Origin of the sequence: Acidovorax sp. (genome assembly GCF_016783915.1) — a bacterium.
Classification (GTDB): domain Bacteria; phylum Pseudomonadota; class Gammaproteobacteria; order Burkholderiales; family Burkholderiaceae_C; genus Acidovorax.
The window spans coordinates 32,829-57,920 of record NZ_JADHVT010000006.1; the positions used below are offsets into that span (position 1 = coordinate 32,829).

The 25,092-nt window shown below is 60.7% G+C and carries 22 protein-coding genes; 7 read left to right on the forward strand and 15 right to left on the reverse strand.

The window, feature by feature from the left end:
- Positions 1 to 8: 8 nt before the first annotated feature.
- A complete protein-coding gene (tfpZ, locus tag ISS20_RS02660) occupies positions 9 to 767 on the reverse strand; it encodes a TfpX/TfpZ family type IV pilin accessory protein (protein ID WP_291433420.1) in 759 nt (252 codons plus the stop codon).
- 66 nt (positions 768 to 833) lie between these two features.
- On the opposite strand from tfpZ, the gene moaC reads away from it, so the two are divergent.
- The 3 genes from moaC (at position 834) to ISS20_RS02675 (ending at position 4,120) form a co-directional block, all read left to right on the forward strand.
- Positions 834 to 1,322, forward strand: a complete 489-nt coding sequence (gene moaC, locus ISS20_RS02665) for a cyclic pyranopterin monophosphate synthase MoaC (protein ID WP_291433422.1) — start codon at positions 834 to 836, stop codon at positions 1,320 to 1,322.
- A 159-nt stretch (positions 1,323 to 1,481) separates the two neighbouring features.
- On the forward strand, positions 1,482 to 1,826 hold the full coding sequence (locus ISS20_RS02670; RefSeq protein ID WP_291433424.1) for a hypothetical protein: 345 nt from the start codon (positions 1,482 to 1,484) through the stop codon (positions 1,824 to 1,826).
- Positions 1,823 to 4,120 carry a tetratricopeptide repeat protein gene (locus ISS20_RS02675; protein ID WP_291433426.1) on the forward strand — a complete coding sequence of 766 codons (2,298 nt, stop codon included), beginning with the start codon at positions 1,823 to 1,825 and terminating at the stop codon, positions 4,118 to 4,120. Before ISS20_RS02670 ends, ISS20_RS02675 begins: the two co-directional genes overlap by 4 nt.
- Positions 4,121 to 4,128: 8 nt before the next feature.
- Here ISS20_RS02675 and ISS20_RS02680 read toward each other — a convergent pair whose 3' ends face one another.
- From ISS20_RS02680 to sucC, 10 genes are all read right to left on the reverse strand, one after another.
- The gene (locus ISS20_RS02680; protein WP_291433427.1) at positions 4,129 to 5,883 is read right to left on the reverse strand and encodes an O-antigen ligase family protein; all 1,755 of its coding nucleotides are present in this window, start codon (positions 5,881 to 5,883) and stop codon (positions 4,129 to 4,131) included.
- A gap of 100 nt (positions 5,884 to 5,983) precedes the next feature.
- On the reverse strand, positions 5,984 to 6,481 hold the full coding sequence (locus tag ISS20_RS02685) for a pilin (protein ID WP_291433429.1): 498 nt from the start codon (positions 6,479 to 6,481) through the stop codon (positions 5,984 to 5,986).
- A 320-nt stretch (positions 6,482 to 6,801) separates the two neighbouring features.
- The gene (locus ISS20_RS02690) at positions 6,802 to 7,590 is read right to left on the reverse strand and encodes a 3',5'-cyclic-nucleotide phosphodiesterase (protein ID WP_291433431.1); all 789 of its coding nucleotides are present in this window, start codon (positions 7,588 to 7,590) and stop codon (positions 6,802 to 6,804) included.
- A 10-nt stretch (positions 7,591 to 7,600) separates the two neighbouring features.
- Positions 7,601 to 9,865, reverse strand: a complete 2,265-nt coding sequence (locus ISS20_RS02695; RefSeq protein ID WP_291433433.1) for an adenylate/guanylate cyclase domain-containing protein — start codon at positions 9,863 to 9,865, stop codon at positions 7,601 to 7,603.
- Positions 9,866 to 9,938: 73 nt separating this feature from the next.
- Positions 9,939 to 10,589 carry an FHA domain-containing protein gene (locus ISS20_RS02700; RefSeq protein ID WP_291433435.1) on the reverse strand — a complete coding sequence of 217 codons (651 nt, stop codon included), beginning with the start codon at positions 10,587 to 10,589 and terminating at the stop codon, positions 9,939 to 9,941.
- Positions 10,590 to 10,630: 41 nt separating this feature from the next.
- On the reverse strand, positions 10,631 to 11,419 hold the full coding sequence (locus ISS20_RS02705) for a Stp1/IreP family PP2C-type Ser/Thr phosphatase (protein WP_291433437.1): 789 nt from the start codon (positions 11,417 to 11,419) through the stop codon (positions 10,631 to 10,633).
- 16 nt (positions 11,420 to 11,435) lie between these two features.
- Positions 11,436 to 14,069, reverse strand: coding sequence for a serine/threonine-protein kinase (locus ISS20_RS02710; RefSeq protein WP_291433438.1), 2,634 nt, complete (start codon positions 14,067 to 14,069; stop codon positions 11,436 to 11,438).
- Positions 14,070 to 14,332: 263 nt separating this feature from the next.
- Positions 14,333 to 15,019: a TerC family protein gene (locus tag ISS20_RS02715; protein ID WP_291433440.1), complete on the reverse strand. Its 687-nt coding sequence runs from the start codon at positions 15,017 to 15,019 to the stop codon at positions 14,333 to 14,335.
- A gap of 144 nt (positions 15,020 to 15,163) precedes the next feature.
- Positions 15,164 to 16,060, reverse strand: a complete 897-nt coding sequence (gene sucD, locus ISS20_RS02720) for a succinate--CoA ligase subunit alpha (RefSeq protein ID WP_056056609.1) — start codon at positions 16,058 to 16,060, stop codon at positions 15,164 to 15,166.
- 15 nt (positions 16,061 to 16,075) lie between these two features.
- Positions 16,076 to 17,236: an ADP-forming succinate--CoA ligase subunit beta gene (gene sucC, locus ISS20_RS02725; protein ID WP_121508197.1), complete on the reverse strand. Its 1,161-nt coding sequence runs from the start codon at positions 17,234 to 17,236 to the stop codon at positions 16,076 to 16,078.
- Between the two features lie 206 nt (positions 17,237 to 17,442).
- Between sucC and argC the strand changes: the two genes are divergently transcribed.
- Complete coding sequence (gene argC / locus ISS20_RS02730; RefSeq protein WP_291433453.1) at positions 17,443 to 18,375, forward strand: N-acetyl-gamma-glutamyl-phosphate reductase; 933 nt, start codon at positions 17,443 to 17,445, stop codon at positions 18,373 to 18,375.
- A gap of 54 nt (positions 18,376 to 18,429) precedes the next feature.
- Here the strand turns inward: argC and recX are convergent, their stop codons facing one another.
- Positions 18,430 to 18,888 (reverse strand): recombination regulator RecX, encoded by a 459-nt coding sequence (gene recX / locus ISS20_RS02735; protein ID WP_291433454.1) that lies wholly within the window; start codon positions 18,886 to 18,888, stop codon positions 18,430 to 18,432.
- A gap of 84 nt (positions 18,889 to 18,972) precedes the next feature.
- Positions 18,973 to 20,049 (reverse strand): recombinase RecA, encoded by a 1,077-nt coding sequence (gene recA / locus ISS20_RS02740; protein ID WP_291433456.1) that lies wholly within the window; start codon positions 20,047 to 20,049, stop codon positions 18,973 to 18,975.
- Between the two features lie 140 nt (positions 20,050 to 20,189).
- Here recA and ISS20_RS02745 point away from each other — a divergent pair, with 140 nt between their 5' ends.
- Complete coding sequence (locus tag ISS20_RS02745) at positions 20,190 to 20,711, forward strand: MarR family winged helix-turn-helix transcriptional regulator (protein WP_291433458.1); 522 nt, start codon at positions 20,190 to 20,192, stop codon at positions 20,709 to 20,711.
- Here ISS20_RS02745 and ISS20_RS02750 read toward each other — a convergent pair.
- Positions 20,684 to 21,631: a LysR substrate-binding domain-containing protein gene (locus ISS20_RS02750; protein ID WP_291433460.1), complete on the reverse strand. Its 948-nt coding sequence runs from the start codon at positions 21,629 to 21,631 to the stop codon at positions 20,684 to 20,686. The genes ISS20_RS02745 and ISS20_RS02750 overlap by 28 nt on opposite strands.
- Before the next feature lie 107 nt (positions 21,632 to 21,738).
- On the opposite strand from ISS20_RS02750, the gene ISS20_RS02755 reads away from it, so the two are divergent.
- Together ISS20_RS02755 and ISS20_RS02760 are read left to right on the forward strand one after the other, a co-directional pair.
- Complete coding sequence (locus ISS20_RS02755) at positions 21,739 to 22,704, forward strand: tripartite tricarboxylate transporter substrate binding protein BugE (RefSeq protein WP_291433462.1); 966 nt, start codon at positions 21,739 to 21,741, stop codon at positions 22,702 to 22,704.
- 166 nt (positions 22,705 to 22,870) lie between these two features.
- On the forward strand, positions 22,871 to 23,806 hold the full coding sequence (locus ISS20_RS02760) for an N-formylglutamate amidohydrolase (RefSeq protein WP_291433464.1): 936 nt from the start codon (positions 22,871 to 22,873) through the stop codon (positions 23,804 to 23,806).
- A gap of 24 nt (positions 23,807 to 23,830) precedes the next feature.
- On the opposite strand, the gene ISS20_RS02765 is transcribed toward ISS20_RS02760, so the two are convergent.
- Positions 23,831 to 25,042 (reverse strand): serine hydrolase domain-containing protein, encoded by a 1,212-nt coding sequence (locus ISS20_RS02765; RefSeq protein WP_291433466.1) that lies wholly within the window; start codon positions 25,040 to 25,042, stop codon positions 23,831 to 23,833.
- Between the last annotated feature and the right edge of the window lie 50 nt (positions 25,043 to 25,092).

Sequence of the window (25,092 nt, forward strand, 5' to 3'; positions counted from 1 at the left end):
AAATGAAATCAGAACGAGTCGAGGGGAAGGAATCCCAGAGGCTCGGCAGTAGCTTCGTCAAGTAGCACGGTCCACGCGTTATCGCGACCAACCAGTGGCAGGGTGCGCAATTGGGCGACGGTTCTGCCAGTTTGCTCAATGGCGCGAGCGATCAATGCCAAATCATTGGGAAAGCGAGCGATTAATTCGCTGGCCGGTTTAGCTACCGTCAAGATATCTCTGGTGCTGTCTCCATAGGGCTGCCAAAGATCGGCCCGCGCCGAGAGCGGCGCACCGCCTATAGCTGCCATGGTGGAGTCAAACTGCTCTGCCGCGTCTTTGAAGGGACGTAATGCGATTGTCGTTGGACCTGTGATCGGCAGCTTTTGCAATGAAGTAGGGGCCTTGCTCAGCAGTTCGCCGTCCACGTCAATCGCATGAACAACGCTCATGCGTGAGTATTCAAAAACGAGATGTACGGGCCTTGCCACAAACACGGTCCACAAACCGTAACTCAACGCTGCGACCTGGAGCAAGCCCACGATGGTGAGGTCGGTGGCAAGCTCACGCCTGGGTTTTGTATGGTTGAAAATGATCAAAGTAATTAGAGGCCCCATGATCACGTCCACACCTGTCACTAAGACAAAAAGCGCCCGCCCCCCAGAAATCTCTCGGTAGGGGTACGGGTACCAAACTCCAAACACCAGGACAGCAGCCAAAGCCGCAATACAAAGGCTGACGCCCAGATGAATGCCACTGGCGCGGAGGCGCCCTCTCCACTTCTGCATAGCCGTATGATGTCTCCGTCTGATGAATGTTCAATGAGCAATTGCCTCTAACCGCGTTTTTACCTCATGTCCGCCCTCACCCACTTTGATACCAAAGGCCAAGCCCACATGGTCGATGTGGCCGCGAAATCCGCCACCCACCGTATTGCCATTGCCAGTGGGCGGATTGAAATGCAGCCAGAAACACTGGCATTGATTGAAGCAGGAAACGCCAAAAAGGGCGATGTGCTGGGCATCGCACGCATTGCAGGTATCCAGGCGGCCAAAAAAACGAGCGACTTGATCCCGCTGTGTCACCCTCTCGCCTTGACCCATGTTGCTATTGAATTCGAAGCTGCCAGTGCTCGCGGATTAGGCGCTATCGGCATATTTTGCACTGCAACCGTAGAAACGGTGGGCCCCACTGGCGTCGAGATGGAGGCCCTCACAGCTGTGCAAATAGCGCTCCTTACCATTTACGACATGTGCAAGGCCGTGGATCGGGGCATGTCCATCCACGGCGTGCACGTGGCAGAAAAACACGGTGGCAAATCGGGTAGTTTTATTGCGCCTTGAGGGTCACCGGTAGTAAAGCAAATTTTGACGCAAAAATTCGGGGTGGCTTGATCTCACAGAGAAGGGCGGCTACCTGCGCATACTGTTTCCTGAGATCAGGAATTGACATTCACGGTCACATTTCTCAGGCCGCGGGTTGCGTAAAGTTTGTAGTTATGCATGAGCAAATTTTCAATGTTTGGTAACTTTTTCAACACCTCTGACGTAGATACCTTTGCAATTCTCGTGGTGCGAGAGTTGGTGAAAGGACTTCCTCCGCAGCATTTGGACACGCAATCCAAGCAAGCAGAGAAGGCACGTACCCGTATTGATGACAAGGTCCGGAGCCATGCCCAGCAGCTTGTCGACAACCATCGATTGAACATTTATCAAAAGGCTAAGTTGGGGGGCCGGCTGCAAGATGGCCTTCTGGCAGCTGGTTACCCTGAAAGCTTCAGTAAGTCTTTTGCGTATGACGTTGTTCGTCTCGTAGCACTTACGTCGACGCAGACGCATCCCAAATGATGCTGGCGTGGCTCAAAAAAAAATGGGCTTCCCCCAGAAGTGCAGCTTCATTGTCCGCAGCGGAGGCGCGTATCTCATCCGAGGGCGAACCTGTGCTGGCGCCTATCGGGCCTTGGGCCTTGTACTTGGCGGGACAGGTCGCCGAAGCCGAGCAAGCGACATTAGCGCAATTGGCAATCGAACCAGATCATCCCGATGGCCTTCTGGTGCAAGGCCTTATCGCCTTGGAGCGGGGGCGCAAGGTCGATAGTCTGCGTGTTTTGGAGCGAGCGGCATCGTTGCACCCTTCGAACGCTGAAATACATGTCGCGCTCGGTCAAGCGCTGTTGATCTCAGGTCGAGGCAAGAAAGCATCTGCCGCTGCATTCCATCGGGCTCTTGAGGCGGCTCCTGGTCACGCGATGGCCAGTTTGAATCTCGCCAAACTAGCGCTTGCCAGTGGGCAAGAGGAAGATGGCATGAAACTATTGCAGTCGGCGGTGACCCGCGATCCTTCTTTGGCGGAAGCGCAGTTTCACCTCGGCAACTTGTTTCGTGTTCGTGGAGAACTGGATCCGGCAGAAAAGCATTATCGCTACGCTGTTTCATCTCGTCCTGACTATGTAGATGCTCTGGTCAATCTGGGTAGTCTCTTGAAAGATCGGGGTCGCAATGAGGAGGCTGTCAGGTATCTTGAACACGCTTTGCGACTAAAGCCGGATATCCACGAGGCTGCGTTCAATTTGGCAATGATCCGTGTGAATCAGAGAATGTGGGAAGAGGCTAGCCACTGGCTTCAAAGCACGCTGAGCACAAATCCCAAGCAGGCAGATGCGCAATATTGGCTGGGCAATGCATCCATGGGGCTTGGCGATGCAGCGACAGCACGAAAAGCCTACCAGGCAGCCCTTCGGATCAATGCCAACTACGTGCAGGCCAGATGGGGCCATGCCATGGCCCAGTTACCCGCTGTACCGCAGTCTGATGAGGAACAAAATAATGCTGTAGGTGCGTTTGGGAAAGAGCTGGACAAATTAAAAGCCTGGTTTCGGGTCCATCGTCCGACTGATGCCTACAAGGCTGTTGGTGCCCAGCAACCCTACTACCTTGCTTACATTCCGCAAGATCACCGTGCGGTATTGTCACAGTATGGCGAATTGTGCACATCTCTCATGGGGGTGTGGGCACGCAAAGTGGGGGTGCCCACACCTGTTCGGAGTACTGGCTCAAAATGCAAAATTGGTATTGTGTCGGCACATATTCATGAGCATTCTGTCTGGCGTGCCATTGTGCGAGGATGGGTGGAGCATCTCGATCCCACTCGGTTTGAGATTCATATTTTTCATACGGGAACTGGACGGGACGCTCAGACGGAATTGGCAGCGCGAAGAGCCACTCGTTTTTATTATGCTGAGGGGGATTGGGTGGCATGGGCCAAGGTGATTTCAGACGCCCGTATCGATGTCTTGGCGTATCCAGAGATTGGCATGGATTCAACGACTGTGCGATTAGCCTCCTTGCGATTGGCGCCAGTACAACTTGCCAGTTGGGGGCACCCTATTACCACCGGTTTGCCGACTATGGATGTTTTTGTCAGCGCCAAGGCTCTAGAGCCACAAGATGCTGATGCAAATTACACCGAGGAACTTTTCGAGTTGCCTGGCATTGGGTGCTGCTATCACCCATTCGCGCTGAAACCTACCCCAATTGACTTAACGCAATGGGGTATTGGCAGCGCTGATCGAATTTTACTGTGCGCCGGTACGCCTTTCAAATACTCTCCGCAAAGCGATGAATTATGGATCGATATCGCGAAACGTTGCCAGCCCTGCAAGCTGGTTTTCTTTCGCGCGAAGCCTGAGCCTCTGTCGGCTTTGCTCGAAGCGCGTCTCCGTAAAAAATTTGAGGAAGCTGGCCTGAGTTTTTATACCCATGTGCGGTTTATCCCTTGGCTATCGCAGGCAAACTTTTTTGCCTTACTGGATCGCGCTGATGTTTATCTTGACACTGTCGGTTTTTCCGGGTTTAACACTGCAATGCAGGCCATCGAGCGGTGTACTCCCATTGTGGCATGGGATGGGCAGTTTATGCGAGGCAGATTTGCAAGCGGTATCTTGCGGCAACTTGGACTTGATGAGTGGATTGCCAATTCGATGAGTGATTACGCAGCGCTGGTTGAAAATCTATGTGCAAGTAGCGCACGCCGAGATAGCGTGAGACAACAAATCAGTACACGCCGCGCTCGTCTTTTTAGCGACCCCTACGCAGTCGATGCCTTCGCTCAAAAGGTGACTTCACTGGGGCGGGGGATATAAACTCTCACTCAGCGACTTATACTGTAGCTTGGGAAAGGCAGATTTGCCAATTCTGGGTGCTCATTCCTGCCAAGCTCTTCCCAATGGTTTTTTGCGCGGAGGCACACGCTCTCGGCTTGCATGGAGCACATTTTTCGTAGCGTTGTCAGGGCATTTTCTGGTTGATGGTTGAGCGCTTGAGCCAGCGCATACTTGAACATCGGGGCCGCGTAGGCAAATCGCTCCGAAATGCGACGCATTGTGTCTAGCTCATCGACTGACATGCCCGGTTCCGCCTGGCTGCGTGAGACGCGCAAGAATTGTTGAAGACCATCAAGAACCAGCGCTGGCGGCTTGGGTTCTTCGACTCCAAGATCCCCAATACGAGCCTCCTGAAACCGCATCAGGCGCCAGTCTTCCTCTATTGGAAAATACTCGATAACCACTAAAATTGTTAATACGGACATCAAGCTACCTACAACCAAAAGTCCTAATTTCATCGCTTTTGGGCTTGCAGCGAATTTCGTTAGTTGCGTTGATGGATTTTTAGAATAGGACAGTGCGCCAATAAAAAATCCAACGGGCAATAAAAAGTAAGCATAGTTCAAGGGGTACTCCACCATCGCGTGGTTGAAGACCATCGCCACTCCAACCAGTGTGGCCCATCTCATTGCATTGTTGCAACGGCGCGCTTGGTCCAAGAACCAAGCCCCGATTCCGGCCAAAACCAATAGCGCTATCGGTAGTCCATTCCAAAGCGCAAGGTCAATAAACAGATTGTGGGCACTTTCGAACAACGCATATGTGGCTCTGTGGTCGAGTGTGACCGCCACTTGCGCAATGCTGACTTGCCCCCACCCGTAGCCAATCCACGGAGCCCGATCGATGGCATCCAACATGGAGAGCCAAAATACCTTCCGAATTCCGATCGTGCCCATTCGTTCAAGCGCCGTGTTATTGCCTGAATCAAGGAGCAGCCAGTCGCTCAGTAATGGCCAGAGCCATGTCATGAAGAAATAAAACGCGACACCCGCCGTTAGCGCCGCTGGTGTTGTTCGTAGCGTGCATCGGCGCCGCATCAATGCATATGCTGGCAGCAGCCAAAGGAGAGCCATAAAAACCGTCCTTGACCCCGTCATCACCAAGGCCCACAAAAGTAGGAACGCGACCGCCATTGCGAAAGGCAAGCGCAGTCGGCGGGTTTCCCATAAAAGTAAAAGGCCCGAAATACCAAGGAGCAGCAAGGTAGCCAACTGATTCGGTTGGGCCAGATTGGCAAAGGGGCGGCTTTGCGGAGGGATTTCTGCGATATAGATTCCTTGGTAGCTTGGCATGAGCCATTGGTGAAAAGCCAGCCCCGCCGAGCACAACGCCGCCATTAGTAGCGCAACCCACAGTACCTCATTGGCACTCAGATCACGCGCGATGTGGGTGTTTCCTGATTGATTTGGCGCACCGTTGAATGTGTGTGACTGAGAGCACAAAGCACCTGAGTAAATGGCCAGGGCAAACCCTAGCAGATAAAGGCTGGACATCCATCCATCGGTTGCGAAATAGAGCTGCCCACTTGCAAGCTGTAAGAGGGGGACCAGAGCTAATACAGCTGCTCCCATCGCCATTTTGGGAAATGGTGCAAGCCTAGTGCACGCCCAGGCCAGCAAAGGAGCAAAGGCTATTGCAGCTGCCAATTCTTGGTGAAAACTGAGCCAAGGTGAATAGTGGTTGGGTATCAGAAAGCTTAGACACAATACCGAAGCCACCCACAGCATCAATTTCTCTTTCACCAGATTCCTCATTCTCAAAAAGTGAAATTAAAAAAAAACGGTGCGCCATTAAGCGCACCGTTTTAATCAGGTCTTCTGCTAGTCAAGCAGAGACAGAATATTAGCCGCGGCAAGAGCCTGGCAGGTACTTGGCTGGCATGCCAGTTGTAGCCGCAGGGCCGCACTTCCATTTGAAGACGACTTTGTTGATATCGGTGTTGGCGATTGCCACGGTGTCGCTCACGTAGGGCGTCATGACGATCTTCGTGCTAGCGGCTTCCTTCAGGCTAGCTTCAGCAGTCGTCGTGATGGTAACAGCGCCAGTATCGGTCGTAAGGATAGACAGAACGTATTTGGTTGGAGCGCTGGCAGCAGTTTGGGCGGTATTTTGTTCGCAGCCCCAAGTATTGGCAGCAGGCAGCACCGAGCTGGAAATGGTTTGAATGGTTTCAGTGATGCTAGTGCGGCAAGCGGAACCAGCCAAGATAGCTTCCGACACCTTAGCGCGGATAGTGTAGTCTTGGTAGGCAGGCAGAGCCACGGCGGCCAAAATACCGATGATCGCAACAACGATCATCAATTCGATCAGGGTAAAACCCTTTTGGATAGAACGCTTCATGAAGAACTCCTAGGAAAAGTTGCAAATGCTGAGTAGTTATGCAAACGCCGTGCCTGCTTACTAGTGGCGGGCAATCATCAGCTCAAACCGCTACTGATCCCTATGAACAGGCCAAGTGCCTGTCCTCGCCCCGACTACAACATCAAAAGTCAAGAACTTTTCGAACAACGTTTCCCAAAAGACTCTGCTTGCAGCATTGTTAACAAACCCACCCACCGGGACCAACCACGGACACCCAAGTTGGCACGACAAACCGCCTCGGATCACTCTCGAACTTACATTTTTGTCGCCCAGTATTGTCACCACAAAGCGCAAGCGCCTCACACCTGCATCGTCTGCCCCGCAGTCAACCAACGGATGTCATTCACGCTGTGATGGGTGCTTGTAGTGCAGTCGAGCTGTTTGATCTCGTCCATGATGAGCGAGGTCTCCGACGGCTTGGTATGGGTGATGTAGATGGGGTATCGGTGAGTTCCCGGGATGAGCGCCAGTTCCTGCGCCAGGGTCTCGGGCGACAGGTGAAGGCTGCGGTGAGCCAGATCACGTTCGCGGTTACTGAAGGCGGTTTCGATTACTAGGCAAGCTACCGGAAGTGCATTGACGCGTTTCCAGAACGAAGGGTTGCGTTCGGTATCCCCACTGAACACCCACCAACCTGAATCACCTCGCACCGCAAACCCCACGGCAGGCACGGTGTGATGGGCGGGCAGAACCTCGATCTGTGTTCCTGCAATGCTCAGCACATCACCGGACACGAAGGTCTGGTATTGCAAAAATGGGGATGCAGCGGATGGTATGGCGCTGAAATCCGGCCAGATGACGTTGTTGAACACATGCGTCTGCAACGCCGCGATGGTGGCAGCCAGTGCGTGCACCTGAACCGGGCGACGGCGCAGGGACGACACCGCGTCGAGCATCAGAGGTAGAGCGGCGATATGGTCCAGGTGGGAATGGGTCAGCAACACATGGTCAATCTTGCCCATCTCTTCCAGCTTGAGGTCGCCCACGCCAGTGCCTGCATCGAGCAAGATGCTGTCGCCAATCAAGAACGATGTGGTGCGACAGTCCTTGGCAATGGCACCGGAGCATCCCAGCACGCGAACCTTCATGTGAAGCTTTCTACTTGGTGTCGAAATTGGTGGCGCTGTCCCAGTCTGGGTTGAAAGGTAACCCACGCAGGCCTTCGACCCGTGCTGCATATAACTCGTACAGAATGCAGTGAGGTCTGAGACCTCTCAACTGCACCATCAGTTTGTCGCATTGTGCCCATTCCTGGGCTGCGTAGGCACGTAGAAAACCCTCCCATACCAACAGTTCTTCGGAGAGTCCAGCGGATAGTTCAACTTGGGGTACGAGTGGCTGGTAAATGGGAACGGCCTGTGCCTTGCCTTTGACGCGTACACGGTCCATCGCTTGCCACACAAACTGAGGTGCCAGCTGCATGGCGGACTCACTCACCACGATGGGAGTGCCGTAGTGCTTGGATAGCCCCTCCAGGCGGGAGCCAAGGTTGACCGCATCGCCGATAACCGTGTAGCTGCGACGGATATCAGAGCCCATGTCACCCACACACATGACGCCGGTATTGAGCCCAATGCCCACCCCAATCTCGGGCAGGCCACGCTGGCGATGGTTGGCATTGATTTGTCCAATCGCCTGGGACATTTCCAGGGCCGCAGTCACCGCCAACTGCGCATGGTCTGGCGTGGCCACGGGAGCCCCCCAAAAGGCCATGACGCAGTCGCCCATGTATTTGTCAATCGTGCCCCGGTGGCTGCGGATGATGTGGGTGAGTTTGCTGAACACCTCATTCAGCAGGCCTTGCAATTGCAACGGCTCCATCCGTTCGGACATGGCAGTGAAGCCGCGCATATCGCAGAACATCACCGTCAGCTCCCGGTTGGTGGCCTGCATGCTGTAGTGCTCAGGCTGCTTGACCATCTCTGCCACGAGCTCTGGCGGCACATAGGCGCTGAACAGCGCTGCGAGTTCGCGCTTGGAGCGGCTCTCCACAAAATAACCGTATGCCATGTTGAGGGCAAAGGCCAGCATAGCCATCACAACTGCCGTAGCCAGCGGCAACGCCAAACCCTGCGCGATGTACATCCACAGGTTCAACCCCACGAGCGCAGAAACCACGCCAGCGCTCAGCAAGATCGCAGACGATGCCGACAAGAGCGGTAACGCCACCGCCAGCAACAACCCTGCGCAAAGGAGCTGCAGCACATCGAACCCGGCGGCATAGTCGGGCCGAACAATGCTCTTGCCATCCAGGAATGCCGACAACACGTTGGCGTGTGCCTCAACGCCTGGGTATGCTCTGCCCACCGGAGTCACGCGCAAATCCAACAAGCCAGGTGCTGTCGAGCCAACCAGCACCAATTGGTCCTTGAGTTGGCCCGGTGGCAGCGCACCGTCCAGAACATCCGACGCCGAGATGTACCGAAAGGAACCACCCTTGGCATCACCCGGCCCGCGGTAGGGAATGAGAGTAGCCAGCTGCTGGTCTACAGGGAGCGCCAACGTGCGACCATCCTGGCGCAACACGATGCTCTGGAGCAAATCGTGCGTCCCGGATGGCATCGGGTTCACAAAGCCCGGATGAATCTCGGGCAGACCGATAGCGGTGCGAAACATGGCCAACGCCAGCGATTCGTAATACTGGCCCTGGTACTCGGCCAACAGGGGTAGGGAGCGCACGACCCCATCCTCGTCCGTGATCGAATTGAAGAACCCTGCAGCCGGTGCCGCGCGCGTCAAGGCCTCGATGTTGCTGCTGTACCCACGCCACGTAGTCGCCCCAAGGGGCAATCCTCGCAAGCGATCCAGCGGTAGGGCGGGGTCTGGCAACATTCCTTTCGTAATGCCGTCGCGGTCTTCGCCCGAAAGGTAGTAACCCAACACCACCGGTTGCCCGTGCAGGGCCTGCGCAAAAAGGGTGTCATAGTCCAGCGATGGCGCCAGGCGTTCCAGTTGTTCCTTGAAGGCCGGCTGGCCGCGCAGAGGGCCCTGCGCCAGTTGTTGCAAAGTGGAGAGGCCCGAACTTTCATCGGCCTCGGCGAACAGAACGTCAAACCCCAACACCGACGCTTGCTGGCGCTCAAACAGTTCGCGTACCAGCGCGGCCATCTTGTCCCTGCGCCAGGGCCATTGCCCCACGCGGCCCAGGCTCTTCTCGTCGATATCGACGATGACGATCCGTTCATCCAGCGTTCGCGGCATGGTCACCCGCAAGCGGGTGTCGTAGATGATGTTGTCCAGTCGCTCCAACACCTGCAGGTGGAGCACGTCGGCCACGTGCAGCAACGCAAAAACCAGCGGTATCAGCGTGACTGCAATGCGTTGCCAGCGTCGGCGGAACAGATGCGCCAGGGACTGCAGCATAGGTCCGCGCGCAGGAATAAAGGGTTCAGGTCAGCAAGGGCCAGCAGTGATGATGCGAGCCCTGTCCGGGATGTCAGCTTTGCTCGAACTGCATCTCTGTGCCGGCCAGCTCCAGGCGATCACCGTGCTTGAGAGGAACGGGCGAAGCACCAATGGCAGAGCCGTTGAGCAGCGGCATGTCAGGACCTTCGACATGGGCCAAGACAAAACCCTGGTGTCGCTTGGTGATGGAAGCCACAGCCACACCCGGCTTGCCAATGGTGGTCACCACTTTCTGCAGCGACACTTCACGCCCCGCTGCAGCACCGGACATGACCCGAATCACGGCCGAAATCGGCGCGGGCGCTGGGGCCGCCGGGGCGGGTCTGGCAGCAGCCACGGAGGGCGGCACCATGCCGGGTTTGAAGATCATGGTCTTCTCGAAGTTCTGGCCTTCGGCATCTTGCAGGAACCGGATCTTGTACTTGCCCACCTCCACCGTATCGCCATTGCGCAACTCCTGGCGCTTGACGGCCTTGGCGTTCACATACGTGCCGTTGGTGCTGCCCAAGTCCTCAATCTCCACATCCTGACCCACCATATGGAGCACGGCATGCTCACCGCTCACCGCAAGATTATCGATCACGATGTCGTTGTAGGGACGCCGACCCAGCGTGGTCCGCTCCTTGGTCAGCTGCACTTCCTTGATGACAACGCCGTCGATTGAAACGATCATTCTCGGCATGATCCACTCCTGATGTGATGAATTGTTGTGGTTCGGGCCGTTCAAGAGGCCCCTAGCAATCGGGACATGAGGCCGCGCTTTTTGCCTCCTGCGGCAGCCTGCACCAGCAGCACGCTCACGTTATCACGACCGCCGTTGGCGTTGGCGGTGTCAATGAGCAGTGTCGCTTTTTCCTCCAAAGGCATGGGCGCCCGCACCAGCTCCGCCAGGTCCGAATCGGACACCATGTCGGTGAGCCCATCGGAGCACAGCAGGAACAGATCATTCGGCGCCACCTGGAACTCGTTGACTTCCATCAGCACATTGGGCTCCACCCCCAGGGCCCGCGTCACAAGGTTGCGGTTGGCAGAAAGCGCTGCCTGCTGGGAAGTCAGCAACCCCGCATCCACCTGCTCCTGCAGCCAGGAATGGTCACGGGTGATTTGCTGCAAGGCGCCATCGCGCAGCCGATAGCAGCGCGAATCTCCAATGTGCCCCAGGATCAGGCGGCTACCTTGGAACACGGCAACCACCAGCGTGGTGCCCATGCCCGCGTATTGGGGATTGGAAAGGGAGGCCCCCAAAATGGCGTGGTTGGCATTTTCAACACAAATTTCGAGCGCGCGGCGCACATCGGTGGACTGCGGGCTGGTTCCGGCCTGGGCCAGCCAACGGGCCATTTCAGTGCGGATGAAGGTGGTGGCCATGCCGCTGGCCACTTCGCCGGCGTTGTAGCCGCCCATTCCATCGGCCAGGATGGCGACCTGTGCGTCGCGGTCGACAGCCACCGCGTCTTCGTTATTGGAACGCACACGTCCCTTATCGGTCCGCGCAAAAAATTCGTAGGTCATGGATGTGGGGCGTGCGTCATGGGGCGCCAGAAATTGGCGGGGCTGCCGCACCCCGCACAGCGGGTGGCTCCATCACGGTTTCCTGAAAATCCGCCATTTCTTGCCCTGTTGCATCGCGGTCCGCATCATAGACGACTGGTTCAGGGCTAAATGTGGCATTGCCTGCCATGGCCTGCCGCAGATCCGCCGCGAACTGCCGCCCAGTCTGATAGCGCGCCTCTGGGCGCTTTTGCAACGCCAGAGCCACGACCCTGGCCACAGCGGCTGAGAGTTCGGGGCGCAGCTGACGCACATCGGGCGCCTCCACGCTGGCGATCTTGTGCATCAGTTCGGTCATGGACGCCCCCCGCAGCGGCAGCGTGCCCGTCAGCAGCTGGAAGAGGGTAATGCCCAGCGAATAGAGGTCTGAACGCCCATCGACCTTCTTTCCGGCCAGTTGCTCGGGGGACATGAAGCTGGGCGTACCCAGAACCAGCCCCGTGCGAGTCTTGCTCGAATCCGTGATGCGCGCAATGCCGAAGTCCGTCACCTTGACCGCATCAGTCCCGCCATCAAACATGATGTTGGCAGGCTTGATGTCGCGGTGCACGACGTTGTGAGCATGGGCATAGTCCAGTGCGTCCGCCACCCGGGCCGCGATGGAGAGCGCAGTGGGTACTGGCAGCAAACCGTCCTGACCGCAGGCATGGGTCAGGTCCTGACCCTTGAGGAACTCCATGGCGATGTAGGCAAGGTCATGCTCCTCGCCCGCGTCAAAAATGGTGACGATGTTCGGGTGCTGCAATCGGCCAGCAGTTTCGGCCTCGCGGAAGAACCGGGCGCGCGCGTCAATCAAGGCGTCGCCTTCAAACTCCTGCCCCAAGGCCAGCGTCTTAATGGCCACCACCCGGCCAATCTTTGGATCGCGCCCCAGATAAACCACCCCCATCGCGCCTTTGCCAATTTCGCGGTCAATCTGGTAGCGTCCCAGCATGGGCACGCCGACGGTGGCGTCGCCTGGTAGCCGGGGAGTTCCGGGGCTGGCATGCGGCACAGAGTCCGCCACTCCCAGCGGAGCTTGCGCAATACTTTGGGCCTGAGCCCTAGCGCGCTTGTAGCGGCTTCGCACGTCCTTGTATTGACGGTCATGGCGCAGGATGTGTTCGTATACCGCCTGGGCCTTGGCGAATTGGCGCTTGCGCTCAAAATCCTCCGCCAGATGGTAAAGATTGTCTAGCAGCGCGCCGCTGGCAGGTACCTTGCGCAGGCGCTCAAAGGCCATATCCAGTTGACCTTGGCCCTGAAGGGCCAGGCCCATCATCCGGTCAGCCTCGGCGGCTTCCGCAGAACGCCCGGACGCTTCGCCCTGCCGTCCGCGGTGCAAAAGCGCCACCACGGTCGCACCTGCCAGTACGGCAAGAACAGGCAACAACAACGGAACCCAAAAGCCTCCATAACGCAGCAGGGTCCATTCGGCGGTGACAGCGGCCAGCACAAGCGCGGCCCCCACCCCCACACCAACAGGGCGCGCCAGACGCGGCGCCAACAGCACTACATACAAAACCACCAGCGCCAAAACCAGCCAAAAAATGGGCATGGCCCAGCCGGGCTCCATCACCCCCAGCCCGAGGCGAATGGACGACAAGGTTTGCGCCAACACTTCCACGGGATAGACAGCGCGCCCCCCCCACTGCGCCGCTGGGGCGCCCAGCGTTTCCGTCACTTCGCCAACCAGCACAATCTTGCCCTGGAGACTGCTGGCAGGCGTGGTTCCATCGAGCACGCCGGCGGCCGACAGCATAGGGAAGGTTCCCACTCCATCGCCAGCGACCTGCCAGCGGGGACGCAGCACGGCGGCTGCATTCGTGGGAATGCTAAGCCCCCCCAGCCGCAGCCCCGCAGGCGCATCCGCCACGCGGAGATCACCCAACCCCAGATGCAGGCTGTGTTGCGCCGCCAGCAACGCCAAGGACGGGACCCCGACGCTGTCGTAGCGAAGAAGCAGCGGAATTTGGCGCACACGGCCATCCTGGTCGGGCTCTGCATACACATGGCCCACGCCAGCCGCCACCGCGCCCAACGACACGATGGGGTGCTGAGCAGACTGTAAGGGGGTCACAGCAGCACCCGGGTCGGGTACCGTGCTGCGACGCACGTACGATGGCAGGGGTGTAGAAGCCCCGCTGCTTTCATAGCGCGAGGCCAAGAAAACGTTGCCCGCCTGCTGGATGGCGGCTGCCAGACGCGCATCGCCGTCGAGCGCAGCTTCCGCCTCCCCCACCAAACGCCCCAGCTCGGCCGTCAATGCGGCTCCCTCAGGTGCAGCGGCAAGGGTTTCGCGGATTTTTCTCAGGTAGCCCAGGCTCCTGTCGTTCTGGGGCTGTGTGAATGTGGGGGTGTAAACAACGGTTTGAGCGCCAGCTGCTGACAGGCGATCAATCAGGCGCGCGTGAATGTCACGAGACCAGGGCCACGGCCCCACTGAGGCAAGACTGGCATCGTCAATGCCTACAATCACCACGTCGGCCAACGGGGCGGGCGACGAGGTGCGGACGGCGGCGTCGTAGAGCTTGTGTTCGAGCGACAGCGATGCGCCAGTGTCCACACACATGCCCGCTACGGCCAGTGCCACCAATCCGCCCCAAAAGCCATCGGTACGCCACCCATCCATCCGCCGCGCCGAGGTTTTTCGTCCCACTTGCTGTTATTCCACTCAGTATTGGGTGGGTTTCAAGCAATAACCGCGCCCATCAAGTCCCGGGTGTCAGGACGGCTGAAAAGTGGGGATTTGCAGCGAATGGGCAGCGGGGGTGGAGTTACCTGTCGTTCTTGTCACGCAACCCGGGGACCGGACGCTACCGCCATGCCATTTTTGTCACTCGCTGGCCCACAAGAGGTGTTGTCCCGGCGTGCAAGCCCCCCCGGTTGCAACCCTCAGGTGGCGGATCCTCTGTTCGATCCCTTGCGCCAAAACTTGCCCACGCCCACCACCAGCGCGGCGCCCAGCGCAGCAGCTACATAGTGCAACGCGGGGTGCGCCACAGCGTAGTCATGCAAGATGGCATCGCTGGCGATGGTTTCTCCACCCACCCAGCCAATCAGCGCAGCGCCCAGCACCACAATGACGGGGAAACGCTCCATGAGCTTGATCATGAGGGTGCTGCCGAAAATCACCAGCGGGATACTGATGGCCAAGCCCAACACCAGCAGGACCACGTTGCCCTGGGCTGCGGCCGCCACGGCGATCACGTTGTCCAGGCTCATCACCAGGTCGGCAATGAGGATGGTGCGGACTGCGGCCATCAGGCTGCCATAGGTTTTGGACTCGCCCTCGTCCTCCTCGTCGTCGCTGAGCAGCTGGAAACCAATCCACAGCAGTAGGCAACCGCCCACGATCTGCAGGAACGACAGCTCCAGCAGCTTGGCAGCCACAACGGTCAACAAAATCCGCAAGACCACGGCGGCGCCGGAGCCCCAGAACACGGCTTTCTTTTGCTGATGAGGGGGGAGGGACCGGGCGGCCAGCGCGATGACCACCGCGTTATCGCCCGAAAGAATGATGTTGATCCAGACGATCTTCACCAGGCCGATCCAAAAATCGGCGCTTTGCAGAAACTCCATGACTGACTCCACTGTTATGAATGCAAGAAGCGCCCGGAACCTGAGTTCCGAGCGCTTCTCTTTTTGTAGGAGCCGCCAGTCTAGCGGTCTGTGCCGCGCACCGCGTCCGTAATTGTGCTTACGGACGGGACGGCGACAGCCAGCTTACTTCAGCTGGGCCTTGAGCAACTTGCCCAGTTCCGAAGGGTTGCGGGTGATGATGAAACCCGACTCTTCCATGATGGCCAGCTTGGCATCGGCCGTATCGGCGCCGCCAGAGATCAGCGCGCCAGCGTGGCCCATGCGCTTGCCGGGAGGGGCCGTGACGCCAGCGATGAAGCCCACGATGGGCTTCTTCATGTTGGCCTTGCACCACTGGGCGGCTTCGGCTTCGTCCGGGCCGCCGATTTCGCCAATCATGATCACGGCGTCGGTGTCGGGATCGTCGTTGAAAGCCTTCATCACGTCGATGTGCTTGAGACCGTTGATGGGGTCGCCACCAATGCCCACAGCGCTCGACTGGCCCAGGCCGACTTCGGTCAGCATGGCCACGGCTTCGTACGTCAGCGTACCCGAACGGGACACCACGCCGATGCGACCCTTGCGATGGATGTGACCGGGCATGATGCCGATCTTGATTTCGTCCGGCGTGATCAGGCCGGGGCAGTTGGGGCCCAGCAGCAAGGTCTTCTTGCCGCCGGCAGCTTCCTTGGCCTTCATCTTGTTGCGCACCATCAGCATGTCCTTGACCGGAATGCCTTCGGTGATGCAAATGGCCATATCCAGGTCGGCTTCGACAGCTTCCCAGATGGCGTCAGCAGCGCCTGCGGGTGGCACATAGATCACCGACACGGTGGCGCCGGTCTGCTGGGCGGCTTCCTTGACGGAGGCATAGATCGGGATGTTGAAGATCGACTCGCCCGCCTTCTTGGGGTTCACGCCCGCCACGAAGCAGTTCTTGCCGTTCGCGTATTCCTGGCACTTTTCGGTGTGAAATTGGCCAGTCTTGCCCGTGATGCCCTGGGTGATGACCTTGGTGTCTTTGTTGATGTAGATCGACATGTGTGTTCTCCGGGCTTACTTGACGGCAGCAACGATCTTGGTCGCAGCTTCGGCCATGGTGTCTGCAGCGATGATGGGCAGGCCGGACTCGGCCAGCATCTTCTTGCCCAGCTCTTCGTTCGTGCCCTTCATGCGCACGACCAGCGGCACGTTCAGGTTCACGGCCTTGCAAGCGGTGATCACGCCGGTGGCGATGGTGTCGCACTTCATGATGCCGCCGAAGATGTTGACCAGAATGCCTTCGACCTTGGGGTTCTTCAGCATGATCTTGAAGGCTTCAGTCACCTTCTCGGGGGTAGCGCCGCCGCCCACGTCCAGGAAGTTCGCTGGCTCGCCGCCGAACAGCTTGATGGTGTCCATGGTGGCCATGGCCAGGCCCGCGCCGTTCACCAGGCAGCCGATGTTGCCATCGAGGCTGATGTAGGCCAGATCGAACTTGGAGGCTTCCACTTCGGCCGGATCTTCTTCGTCCAGATCGCGGAAGGCCACGATTTCTGGGTGGCGGAACAGGGCGTTGGCGTCAAAGTTGAACTTTGCGTCCAGAGCCATCAGGTTGCCCTTGGAGTCGCAGTTCAGGGGGTTGATTTCCACCAGCGACGCGTCGGTGTCCATGTAGCACTTGTAGATCTTGGCGAAGATGTCCACGGCCTGATCGATGGAAGCGCCGGTCAGGCCGATGGCTGCTGCCACCTTGCGGCTCTGCGCTTCGGTGATGCCGGTCAGCGGGTCGATCATCTCGGTGATGATCTTCTCGGGCGTGGAGTGGGCCACTTCCTCGATGTCCATGCCGCCTTCGCTCGAAGCGATCAGGGCGACCTTCTGCGTGGCGCGGTCGGTGACCAGCGACACATACAGTTCGTTCTTGATGTCGGCGCCGTCTTCAATGTACAGGCGGCGGACCTTCTGGCCCTCAGCGCCAGTCTGGTGCGTGACCAGCTGCATGCCCAGGATTTCGCTGGCGCGTGCTTTCACGTCGTCAATGGTCTTGGCAACCTTCACGCCGCCGCCCTTGCCACGGCCACCGGCGTGGATTTGGGCCTTGACCACCCACACGGGGCCGCCGAGCTTCTGGGCTGCTTCCACGGCTTCTTGCACCGTGAATGCGGGAATGCCACGCGGAACGGGCACACCAAAATTGCGCAAGATTTCCTTGCCTTGGTATTCGTGAATCTTCATGAGGTCTCTCTCAGGGAAGGGTGGTAGTTACCCGTTTACCATGAACAGATGTCTGGCCGCGGGCTTGGGACATGGCAACCCGCGACTGTATCATGCTGCAACGCACCATCCTTGTGCCTAACTTACACCCTGGGCTGGCCTGATAGCCTTCCCATCTCCCCTTTTCTATCCGGCAGACGCTGCCACCTTTTTGCAGGAGCACCTCCATGTCCAAAGTCTTTATTGATGGCGAAGCCGGTACCACGGGCCTGCAGATCCGCGAGCGCCTGCAGGCCATGCCGCAGATCGAGCTGGTCAGCATTGCGCCCGAGTTGCGCAAAGACCCGGCCGCCAAGCGCGACCTGATCGCCGGTGTGGATCTGGTGGTGCTGTGCCTGCACGACGACGCAGCACGTGACACCGTGGCCATGGTGGACGAGATCGAGCGCACCTCTGGCCGCAAGGTCAAGGTGATCGACGCCAGCACAGCCCACCGCACGGCCGATGGCTGGGTGTACGGGTTTCCAGAACTTGCAGCATCGCAGACGCAAGCGGTGAGCGACGCCACGCGTGTGTCCAACCCCGGCTGCTACGCCACCGGTGCCATCGCCATGTTGCGCCCGCTGGTCGACGCGGGCCTGATTCCTGCGGACTACCCATTGAGCCTGCCCTCTGTCTCGGGCTACTCCGGCGGCGGCCGCACCATGATCGAAGCCTACGAGGCAGGCACTGCAGCGCCGTATGAAGCCTATGCCCTGGGCCTGACGCACAAGCACATTCCCGAGATCCTGCGCTACACAGGGCTCACACGCCGCCCGGTGTTCATCCCTGCGGTGGGCAACTTCCGCCAGGGCATGCTGGTGCAGATGCCGCTGCACCTGGACCTGTTGCCCGGAGCCCCCAAGGCCAGCGACCTGCACGACGCGCTGGCGGGTCACTACAGCCGCACCAACACGCCCGAGCAGTGGGTCAGCGTGCTGCCGCCCACCGACGATTTGAAGCTGGCGGCCGACACGCTGACCGACACCAACAAGCTGGAGCTGCGCGTGTTTGCCAACGAGCAGTACCGGCAGGCCGTGGTCATTGCGCGTCTGGACAACCTGGGCAAGGGCGCCAGTGGCGCTGCAGTGCAGAACCTACAATTGATGCTGGGCCTGTAACCATTCAAGGGGCGTCACCAAGCGGGGCCGATGCCCCGCTTGCTGGTGGTGCGCTCAGCCCTCGTCAGACTCGTCGGCGCCCAGCACCGCGCGCCGCACCACATCGCCTGAGAACCCCCGCACCAGCAAAAACCGCATGTGTTTGGCGCGGGTTTGTGGATCTGCGGCGGGCTCGCCAAACTTGCGGCGCCACACCTCGCGGGCACGCTCCAGCTCGCTGGCTTGCAACTGGGCCACTGCTTGCTGCACGGCCTCTGCCCCCAACCCCTTGGACTGCAGCTCTTGCCGGATGCGCGCCGCACCCAGGCGCCCAGCGCGCCGGTGCAACACCGACTCCACCACGCGCGCCTCGCTGATGAAGTCCTTGGCCTGCAGGTCGTCCAGCACCGCAGCCAGGTCTTCGCCCTCCTGCACATGGGGCGCAAGCTTGCGCTGCAACTCGGCGCGCGAATGCTCCCGCTGGCTCAGCAGCCGCAGCGCACGGCCTTTGAGCGAAAGCGCGGTGAACCCCATGACTGGCCAAATGCTATATTTTTAGCAGCTACAGGTGCATATGGAATATGCGCCTGTAGCCTATTTACCTTCAGAGGCTCGATATCACTCGTCTGCAGCCGACGCTGGGGCCTGCAGCGCGCCAGGCAGCAGCGCAATACCCAAACCTTCACGCACCTTGTTCTCGATCTCGCGGGCGAGGTCGGGGTTCTCGCGCAGGAACTCGCGGGCGTTGTCACGGCCCTGGCCAATCTTTTCGCCGTTGTAGGCGTACCAGGCACCGCTCTTTTCCACGATCTTGGCCGTCACACCCATATCGATGATCTCGCCCTCGCGGCTGATGCCCTCGCCGAACAGAATGTCGAACTCGGCCGTCTTGAAGGGCGGGCTCACCTTATTCTTGACCACCTTGACCTTGGTCTCGTTGCCGATGGCTTCGTCACCCTTCTTGATGGTGCCGGTGCGGCGGATGTCGAGGCGCACCGAGGCGTAGAACTTGAGCGCATTGCCACCGGTGGTGGTTTCGGGCGAGCCGAACATCACGCCGATCTTCATGCGGATCTGGTTGATGAAGATGACCATGCAGTTGGTCTTCTTGATGGTGGCAGTGAGCTTGCGCAGCGCCTGGCTCATCAGGCGGGCCTGCAGGCCGGGCAGCGCGTCGCCCATTTCGCCTTCGATTTCGGCCTTGGGCGTGAGCGCGGCGACCGAGTCCACCACGATCAGGTCCACGGCACCCGAGCGCACGAGACTGTCCACAATCTCCAGCGCCTGCTCGCCGGTGTCGGGCTGGCTGATCAGCAGGTCGGACAGCTGCACACCCAGTTTCTGGGCGTACTGCACATCCAGCGCATGTTCGGCATCCACAAACGCACAGGTGCCGCCCAGCTTTTGCATCTCGGCGATCACCTGCAGCGTGAGCGTGGTCTTGCCCGACGATTCTGGGCCGTAGATCTCGACCACGCGGCCACGGGGCAGGCCACCCACGCCCAGCGCAATGTCCAGGCCCAGCGAGCCGGTGGAGACGACCTGGATGTCCTCGATCACCTCGCCTTCACCCAGGCGCATGATCGTGCCCTTGCCAAACTGCTTCTCGATCTGGGCGAGCGCGGCGGCCAGGGCCTTGGCCTTTTCGGTGTTCACGGGCAATGCGGGGTTGGTGCCTTTGACTGCGACGTCCATGAGAAACTCCTTGAAAAACAACAGGTTGGATGCTTGCATCGCTCTGCGGTTAATCACAGGCTGGATGCTTGAACAGTAGTTTATGCGAGCAATGAAATCCAGATAAAGCGATTTTTAGTCAGTTTGCCTGACAATATCGCATGGCCGATTTTTCTCCAGCCGCCCCCCTTGCCACGCCCGCCCCGGGGTCTGGCGACCGCTGGCGCCAGACCCACCTGGGCCGCCTGATGGGCAGCGCCCTGCGCCGCTTCGACGCGCGGGTACTGCAGCTCATGGCGCGCAATGTGGAGGTGCCGCTGGCGCTGTCCAACCTGGCGGCACGCGACCAGGTGACGGCTGCACACGTGCACATCACCCGGCACCTGGCCTTGCAGGGCGACCGGTTGACCGACCTGGCCCAGCGCGCGGGCATGACCAAGCAGGCCATGGCCAACCTGGTGGACCAGTGCGAGGCCTGGGGGCTGGTCACGCGCCAGGCCGACCCGCTGGATGCGCGGGCGCGCCGCGTGTGCTTCACGCCCACCGGCCTGGCGTGGCTGCAAGCGTTCCGGGATGCAGTGGCGCAGGCCGAGGCGGAGTTCCGCGCCGAGGTGGGCCATGACGTGGCCACCGTGGTAGCCATTGGGCTGGAGGCCTATGCGGGCGGCGATACGGGTGCCTGAGCCCCCATTGGCTCGGCGCAGGCCAGCAGCCATTCCCTGAAGCACTGCAGCGCGTGCAGCTGCGTGCGGCCTTCGGGGTAGCAGAACCAGTAGCCCACATCACTCCGGTAACCGCCGCGCAGGTCGGCATCGGGCAGGGGCTCGCGCACCAGGCCTGCCGTGATTTCATCCTGCACCAGGCAGCGCGGCACCAACGCCAGGCCCATGCCCGCCATCACGGCGCGGATCATGGTCTGGAACTGGTCGAACTGCGGCCCGGCCAGCGGGTCGATGAGGCCCGCCACCCCATGCGTCTCGCTCCAGCGCAGCCAGCCCTCGGGCACGGTCACGTGGCGCAGCAGGGTGTAGCTGGCTACGTCGCGCGGGGTGTGGATGGGCCAGTCGGCCACCTTGGTGCGGGGGGCGATCAGCGCCACCTCGTTGCCTGTGATGTGGTGGGCGTGCGCGCCGGGCCAGTGGCCGTCGCCGAACAGGATGGCGCAGTCCAGCTCGGGGCGGGTGAAGTCGTAGCTGTGCACATAAGGCACAAAGTGCAGCGTGATTTGCGGGTGCTGCTGCTGGAACTGCGGCAGGCGTGGGATGAGCCATTTGGCCGCAAACGTGGGCAGGCTGGACAGGTGCAGCGCCCCCCCACCGTCATCGCTGGTGATCAGTTCCAGCGTGGCGGCCTCCAGCTGCGCCAGCACGCCACGCACCGCCTTTTCGTAGCGCTCGCCGGCGGGGGTGAGCGCCAGGCGCTTGCGGCTGCGCTCGAACAGCGGCACGCCCACCCAGGTCTCCAGTTCCTTGACCTGTTTGCTGACCGCGCTTTGGGTGAGGTGCAGGGCCTCGGCCGCGCGGGACACCCCGCCGAACCGCGTCACCGTGGAAAAAGCCCGCAGCAGGTGAACGGGTGGCGAGAGGCGGCGAAGAGATGACATAGTAAGTAATCAAATCATTCCAAATAGGAATGTTATCAGGCATATCCATTGCTTGGTAGAGCGCATTGAATCCTTTAACCTCAATGCAACCCATAGGAGAAACGCCCATGCAACGCCGTCACCTGCTCTCAGCGCTGGCCGCCGTATCTTTCGCTCCCGGAATGTCTTTGGCGCAAGAGGGGAAGCCCCTGCGCATCATCGTTCCGTTCCCGCCCGGGGGCGCCACGGACATCACGGCCCGCAGTCTGCAAGAGTCGCTGGCGCGCATCCTCAAGCAGCCCGTGGTGCTGGAAAACCGGGGCGGCGCAGGCGGCTCCATCGGCATGGCCGAAGTCGCCCGTGCGCCGGCAGACGGCCTCACCCTGGGCGTGGCCACGCTGTCCACCCATGGCGTGAACCCCGCCGTGTACACCAAGCTGCCCTACCACCCGACCAAGGACTTCATCGGCGTGACCGAGATCGTCAAGGCCCCGGGCGTCATCGTGATCAACCCGGCCGTGGTGCCCGTCAAGGACTTTGCGGAGCTGGTGAAGTACCTCAAGGCCAACCCCGGCAAGGTGTCCTACGCCACCCCCGGCAACGGCACCATCGGCCACATGTGGGGCGAGCTGTTCAAGAGCAGCACGGGCACCTCCATGGTGCACATCCCCTACCGTGGTGCAGGCCCGGCCATCAACGACGTGCTGGCGGGCCAGGTGGCGGTGTACTTTGACCAGGTGGCTTCATCGCTCCCGCACGTCAAATCGGGCAAGCTCAAGGCGCTGGCCGTGTCGTGGCCCGAGCGCCTGGACGTGCTGCCCGATGTGCCCACCTACGCCGAGCTGGGCTACAAGCAGGCCAACGAGCCTTCATGGTTTGGCCTGGTGGCCCCTGCGGGCACGCCCCCGGCGGCGGCAGACCGCATCCAGCAAGCCGTCGCCCAGGCCCTGAAGGAGCCCGCCGTGCGCGAGCGCCTGGCAGGCCAGGGCCTGTATCCCTCGGGCACCACGCCCAAGGAGTTCACTACCCAGATCGCCAGCGAGATCGACAAGATGAAGCGCGTGGCGGCCTACGCCAAGGTGGTGCTCGACTGACCTGATTTCCCCCCCGGGCCCATGGCTCGGAACGGCCACAGCTGGGATGTTGAAACGACGCAGGCCCCCCTGCTTCCTGAGCCATTTCAAAGTCTCAGGGATAACCATAGTCACATCCCGGTCTGGGCGGCTAGGCCAGCCGCCCTCCTTTGCGCACACTCTGCCTATGCATGCAGCCTTGAAACTGATCCACCACCGCTTCGAACAAGCCCAGCCTGGCGTCACCGGTTCACCCGGGCAGGCCTCCCCCACCCCTGCCGCCCGCAAGGTGACGGCCATACCCGGCAACACCCCGCTGGTGCTCGACTCGCCCCACAGCGGCACGCAGTACCCGGCTGACTTCGGCTCTGCCTGCGACCTGCCCACGCTGCGCCGGGCGGAAGACACCCATGTCGAGAAGATCTACGCCTTTGCCACCGCGCTGGGCGTGGCCTGGGTCGAGGCGCATTTCCCCCGCATCTACCTCGATGCCAACCGCGACACTACCGAGCTGGATACCAGCCTGATCGACGGCGAATGGACCGATCCGATCTCCACCGACCCCAAGGTGCTCAGCAAGGTGCGCCTGGGCAAGGGCCTGATCTGGAAGTTCACCGACGAGGGTGAACCCATCTACAGCCGCCAGCTCACCGTGGCCGAGGTGCGTGCGCGCATCGACCAATGCTGGCGCCCCTACCACGCGGCAGTGGCGCAGGCCATCGATGCAGCCCATGCGCGCCACGGCTACAGCATCCACCTCAACTGTCATTCCATGCCCGCCGTGGCCGGGCGCTTTGCCACCGAGTTCCCGGGCCTCGAACACGCCGACTTCGTGGTGGGCGACCGCGACGGCACGACGGCCAGCCCGGCGCTGTCGGCGCTGATCTGCGAGCACCTGCGCGCATGCGGCTACAGCGTCGAATACAACCACCCCTACAAGGGCGTGGAGCTGGTGCGCCGCTATGGCAACCCCGCGCAGCACCGGCACAGCATCCAGGTCGAGATCAACCGCAAGCTCTACATGGACGAGCAGACGCTCGCGCAGGTGCCCGAGGGCATGGCGCGGCTGCAGGCGGATCTCAAGACCCTGGTGCAGAGGCTGCGGGCACACGACCCGCGCTGAGAACCCGGCGCGGGTCCAGCGGGCTCAAGACACCAGCGTGGAGACACCCTCGTAGAGCAGGCTCATGCTGTCCGCCGTGGCGATGTTGCTGTGGGCCAGGCCTGCGCGCGAACCATCGAGTGCGACGACCGACATGGCCTGAAAGCCCGCGTCCTGGCCGTTGTGCAGCAGCCAGCCCGTGCCGTGCGCCGCATGCACCAGCCAACCCAGGCCATAGCGGCCTGCGGGGGCGTGCCCCAGGTCCTGCAGGCCCTTCACGTAGCTGCGCGGCAAGGGGGTGGCGTCGCCGCGCAACGCCCGCAGATGCCACTGCAGCCACCGCGCGTCCTCCTCCACCGTCAGGCTCACGGCGCCTGCCGCGTCCAGGATCTCCAGCCACACACGTTCCGGCGCCTCGGCCAGCGGCAGGGGCTGCAGCCGCCCGTCCAGGATTTCATGCCCGGCGGGCTGCTGGCTCCCGGCACGCATCGGCTCTCCCATAAAGAGCGAAAGGCCCAGGGGCTGGGCCACGCGCTGGCGCAGCAGACCCTCCCACCCGAGACCCGTTGCCGCGCGCAGCATGCGGGCCGCCAGCGCATAGCCTGCGTTGGAGTAGGCAAAGCCCGGGTCCGCGCCCGTCCCGCGAACGGGCGGCTGGCGCAGCAGCCACTGCAGGAAGAACGCCTCTGCCTCCGCAGGTTGCTGCCAGCGCGCCAGCACCTCGGGACCCACTGCGTTCACGAACAGGTCCACGTCTTCGATGGCCGAAAAACCCATCACCCCGGCGCGGTGGTCCAGCAGATCGCGCAGCGTGATCTCCTGGTAGGCGGGCAGGGCGCTCCGCGACAGCTCGGGCAAAGTCTGGGCCAGCGTACTGTCCCAGCGCAGCAGGCCCTGGTCCACCACACTCGCGGCCGCGCAGGCCGTCATGGCCTTGGTGTTGGAGCCGATGGCCATCAGGTCGCCGGTGACCAGGGGCGCATTCCCACCCAGGCGGCGCAGCCCCGCGACGGCTGTGCGGACCTGGCGCGGGTCCGCCCACCCGGCTGCGGCGCCCACCACGCCCTGCTTCACCAGCCCTTGGGCCAGGGCCTGCACCCGCTTGTGGGCTTCGCGGGGACTGTCGTCGTCGCCCTCACCGCAGGCGGTGAGCACACTGCCCAGCGTGGACAGGCCTGCGGCGGCCAGCCAGTGGCGGCGTGAGAGGAGGAGGGCGCCGCGCGCCGTAGAGGGGGTAACAAGGCGGGTAGGTTTCATGGCATCTCGTGAAATGAAGAAGATGCCGGGATTGTTGAAACGCCAACCTT

What these genes read in the sequence shown, in the direction of transcription:
- tfpZ (WP_291433420.1), bottom strand. Translation starts at nt 767, where the DNA reads ATGCAGAAGTGGAGAGGGCGCCTCCGCGCCAGTGGCATTCATCTGGGC.
- moaC (WP_291433422.1), top strand. Translation starts at nt 834, where the DNA reads ATGTCCGCCCTCACCCACTTTGATACCAAAGGCCAAGCCCACATGGTC.
- ISS20_RS02670 (WP_291433424.1), top strand. Translation starts at nt 1,482, where the DNA reads ATGAGCAAATTTTCAATGTTTGGTAACTTTTTCAACACCTCTGACGTA.
- ISS20_RS02675 (WP_291433426.1), top strand. Translation starts at nt 1,823, where the DNA reads ATGATGCTGGCGTGGCTCAAAAAAAAATGGGCTTCCCCCAGAAGTGCA.
- ISS20_RS02685 (WP_291433429.1), bottom strand. Translation starts at nt 6,481, where the DNA reads ATGAAGCGTTCTATCCAAAAGGGTTTTACCCTGATCGAATTGATGATC.
- ISS20_RS02690 (WP_291433431.1), bottom strand. Translation starts at nt 7,590, where the DNA reads ATGAAGGTTCGCGTGCTGGGATGCTCCGGTGCCATTGCCAAGGACTGT.
- ISS20_RS02695 (WP_291433433.1), bottom strand. Translation starts at nt 9,865, where the DNA reads ATGCTGCAGTCCCTGGCGCATCTGTTCCGCCGACGCTGGCAACGCATT.
- ISS20_RS02700 (WP_291433435.1), bottom strand. Translation starts at nt 10,589, where the DNA reads ATGCCGAGAATGATCGTTTCAATCGACGGCGTTGTCATCAAGGAAGTG.
- ISS20_RS02705 (WP_291433437.1), bottom strand. Translation starts at nt 11,419, where the DNA reads ATGACCTACGAATTTTTTGCGCGGACCGATAAGGGACGTGTGCGTTCC.
- ISS20_RS02710 (WP_291433438.1), bottom strand. Translation starts at nt 14,069, where the DNA reads ATGGATGGGTGGCGTACCGATGGCTTTTGGGGCGGATTGGTGGCACTG.
- ISS20_RS02715 (WP_291433440.1), bottom strand. Translation starts at nt 15,019, where the DNA reads ATGGAGTTTCTGCAAAGCGCCGATTTTTGGATCGGCCTGGTGAAGATC.
- sucD (WP_056056609.1), bottom strand. Translation starts at nt 16,060, where the DNA reads ATGTCGATCTACATCAACAAAGACACCAAGGTCATCACCCAGGGCATC.
- sucC (WP_121508197.1), bottom strand. Translation starts at nt 17,236, where the DNA reads ATGAAGATTCACGAATACCAAGGCAAGGAAATCTTGCGCAATTTTGGT.
- argC (WP_291433453.1), top strand. Translation starts at nt 17,443, where the DNA reads ATGTCCAAAGTCTTTATTGATGGCGAAGCCGGTACCACGGGCCTGCAG.
- recX (WP_291433454.1), bottom strand. Translation starts at nt 18,888, where the DNA reads ATGGGGTTCACCGCGCTTTCGCTCAAAGGCCGTGCGCTGCGGCTGCTG.
- recA (WP_291433456.1), bottom strand. Translation starts at nt 20,049, where the DNA reads ATGGACGTCGCAGTCAAAGGCACCAACCCCGCATTGCCCGTGAACACC.
- ISS20_RS02745 (WP_291433458.1), top strand. Translation starts at nt 20,190, where the DNA reads ATGGCCGATTTTTCTCCAGCCGCCCCCCTTGCCACGCCCGCCCCGGGG.
- ISS20_RS02750 (WP_291433460.1), bottom strand. Translation starts at nt 21,631, where the DNA reads ATGTCATCTCTTCGCCGCCTCTCGCCACCCGTTCACCTGCTGCGGGCT.
- ISS20_RS02755 (WP_291433462.1), top strand. Translation starts at nt 21,739, where the DNA reads ATGCAACGCCGTCACCTGCTCTCAGCGCTGGCCGCCGTATCTTTCGCT.
- ISS20_RS02760 (WP_291433464.1), top strand. Translation starts at nt 22,871, where the DNA reads ATGCATGCAGCCTTGAAACTGATCCACCACCGCTTCGAACAAGCCCAG.
- ISS20_RS02765 (WP_291433466.1), bottom strand. Translation starts at nt 25,042, where the DNA reads ATGAAACCTACCCGCCTTGTTACCCCCTCTACGGCGCGCGGCGCCCTC.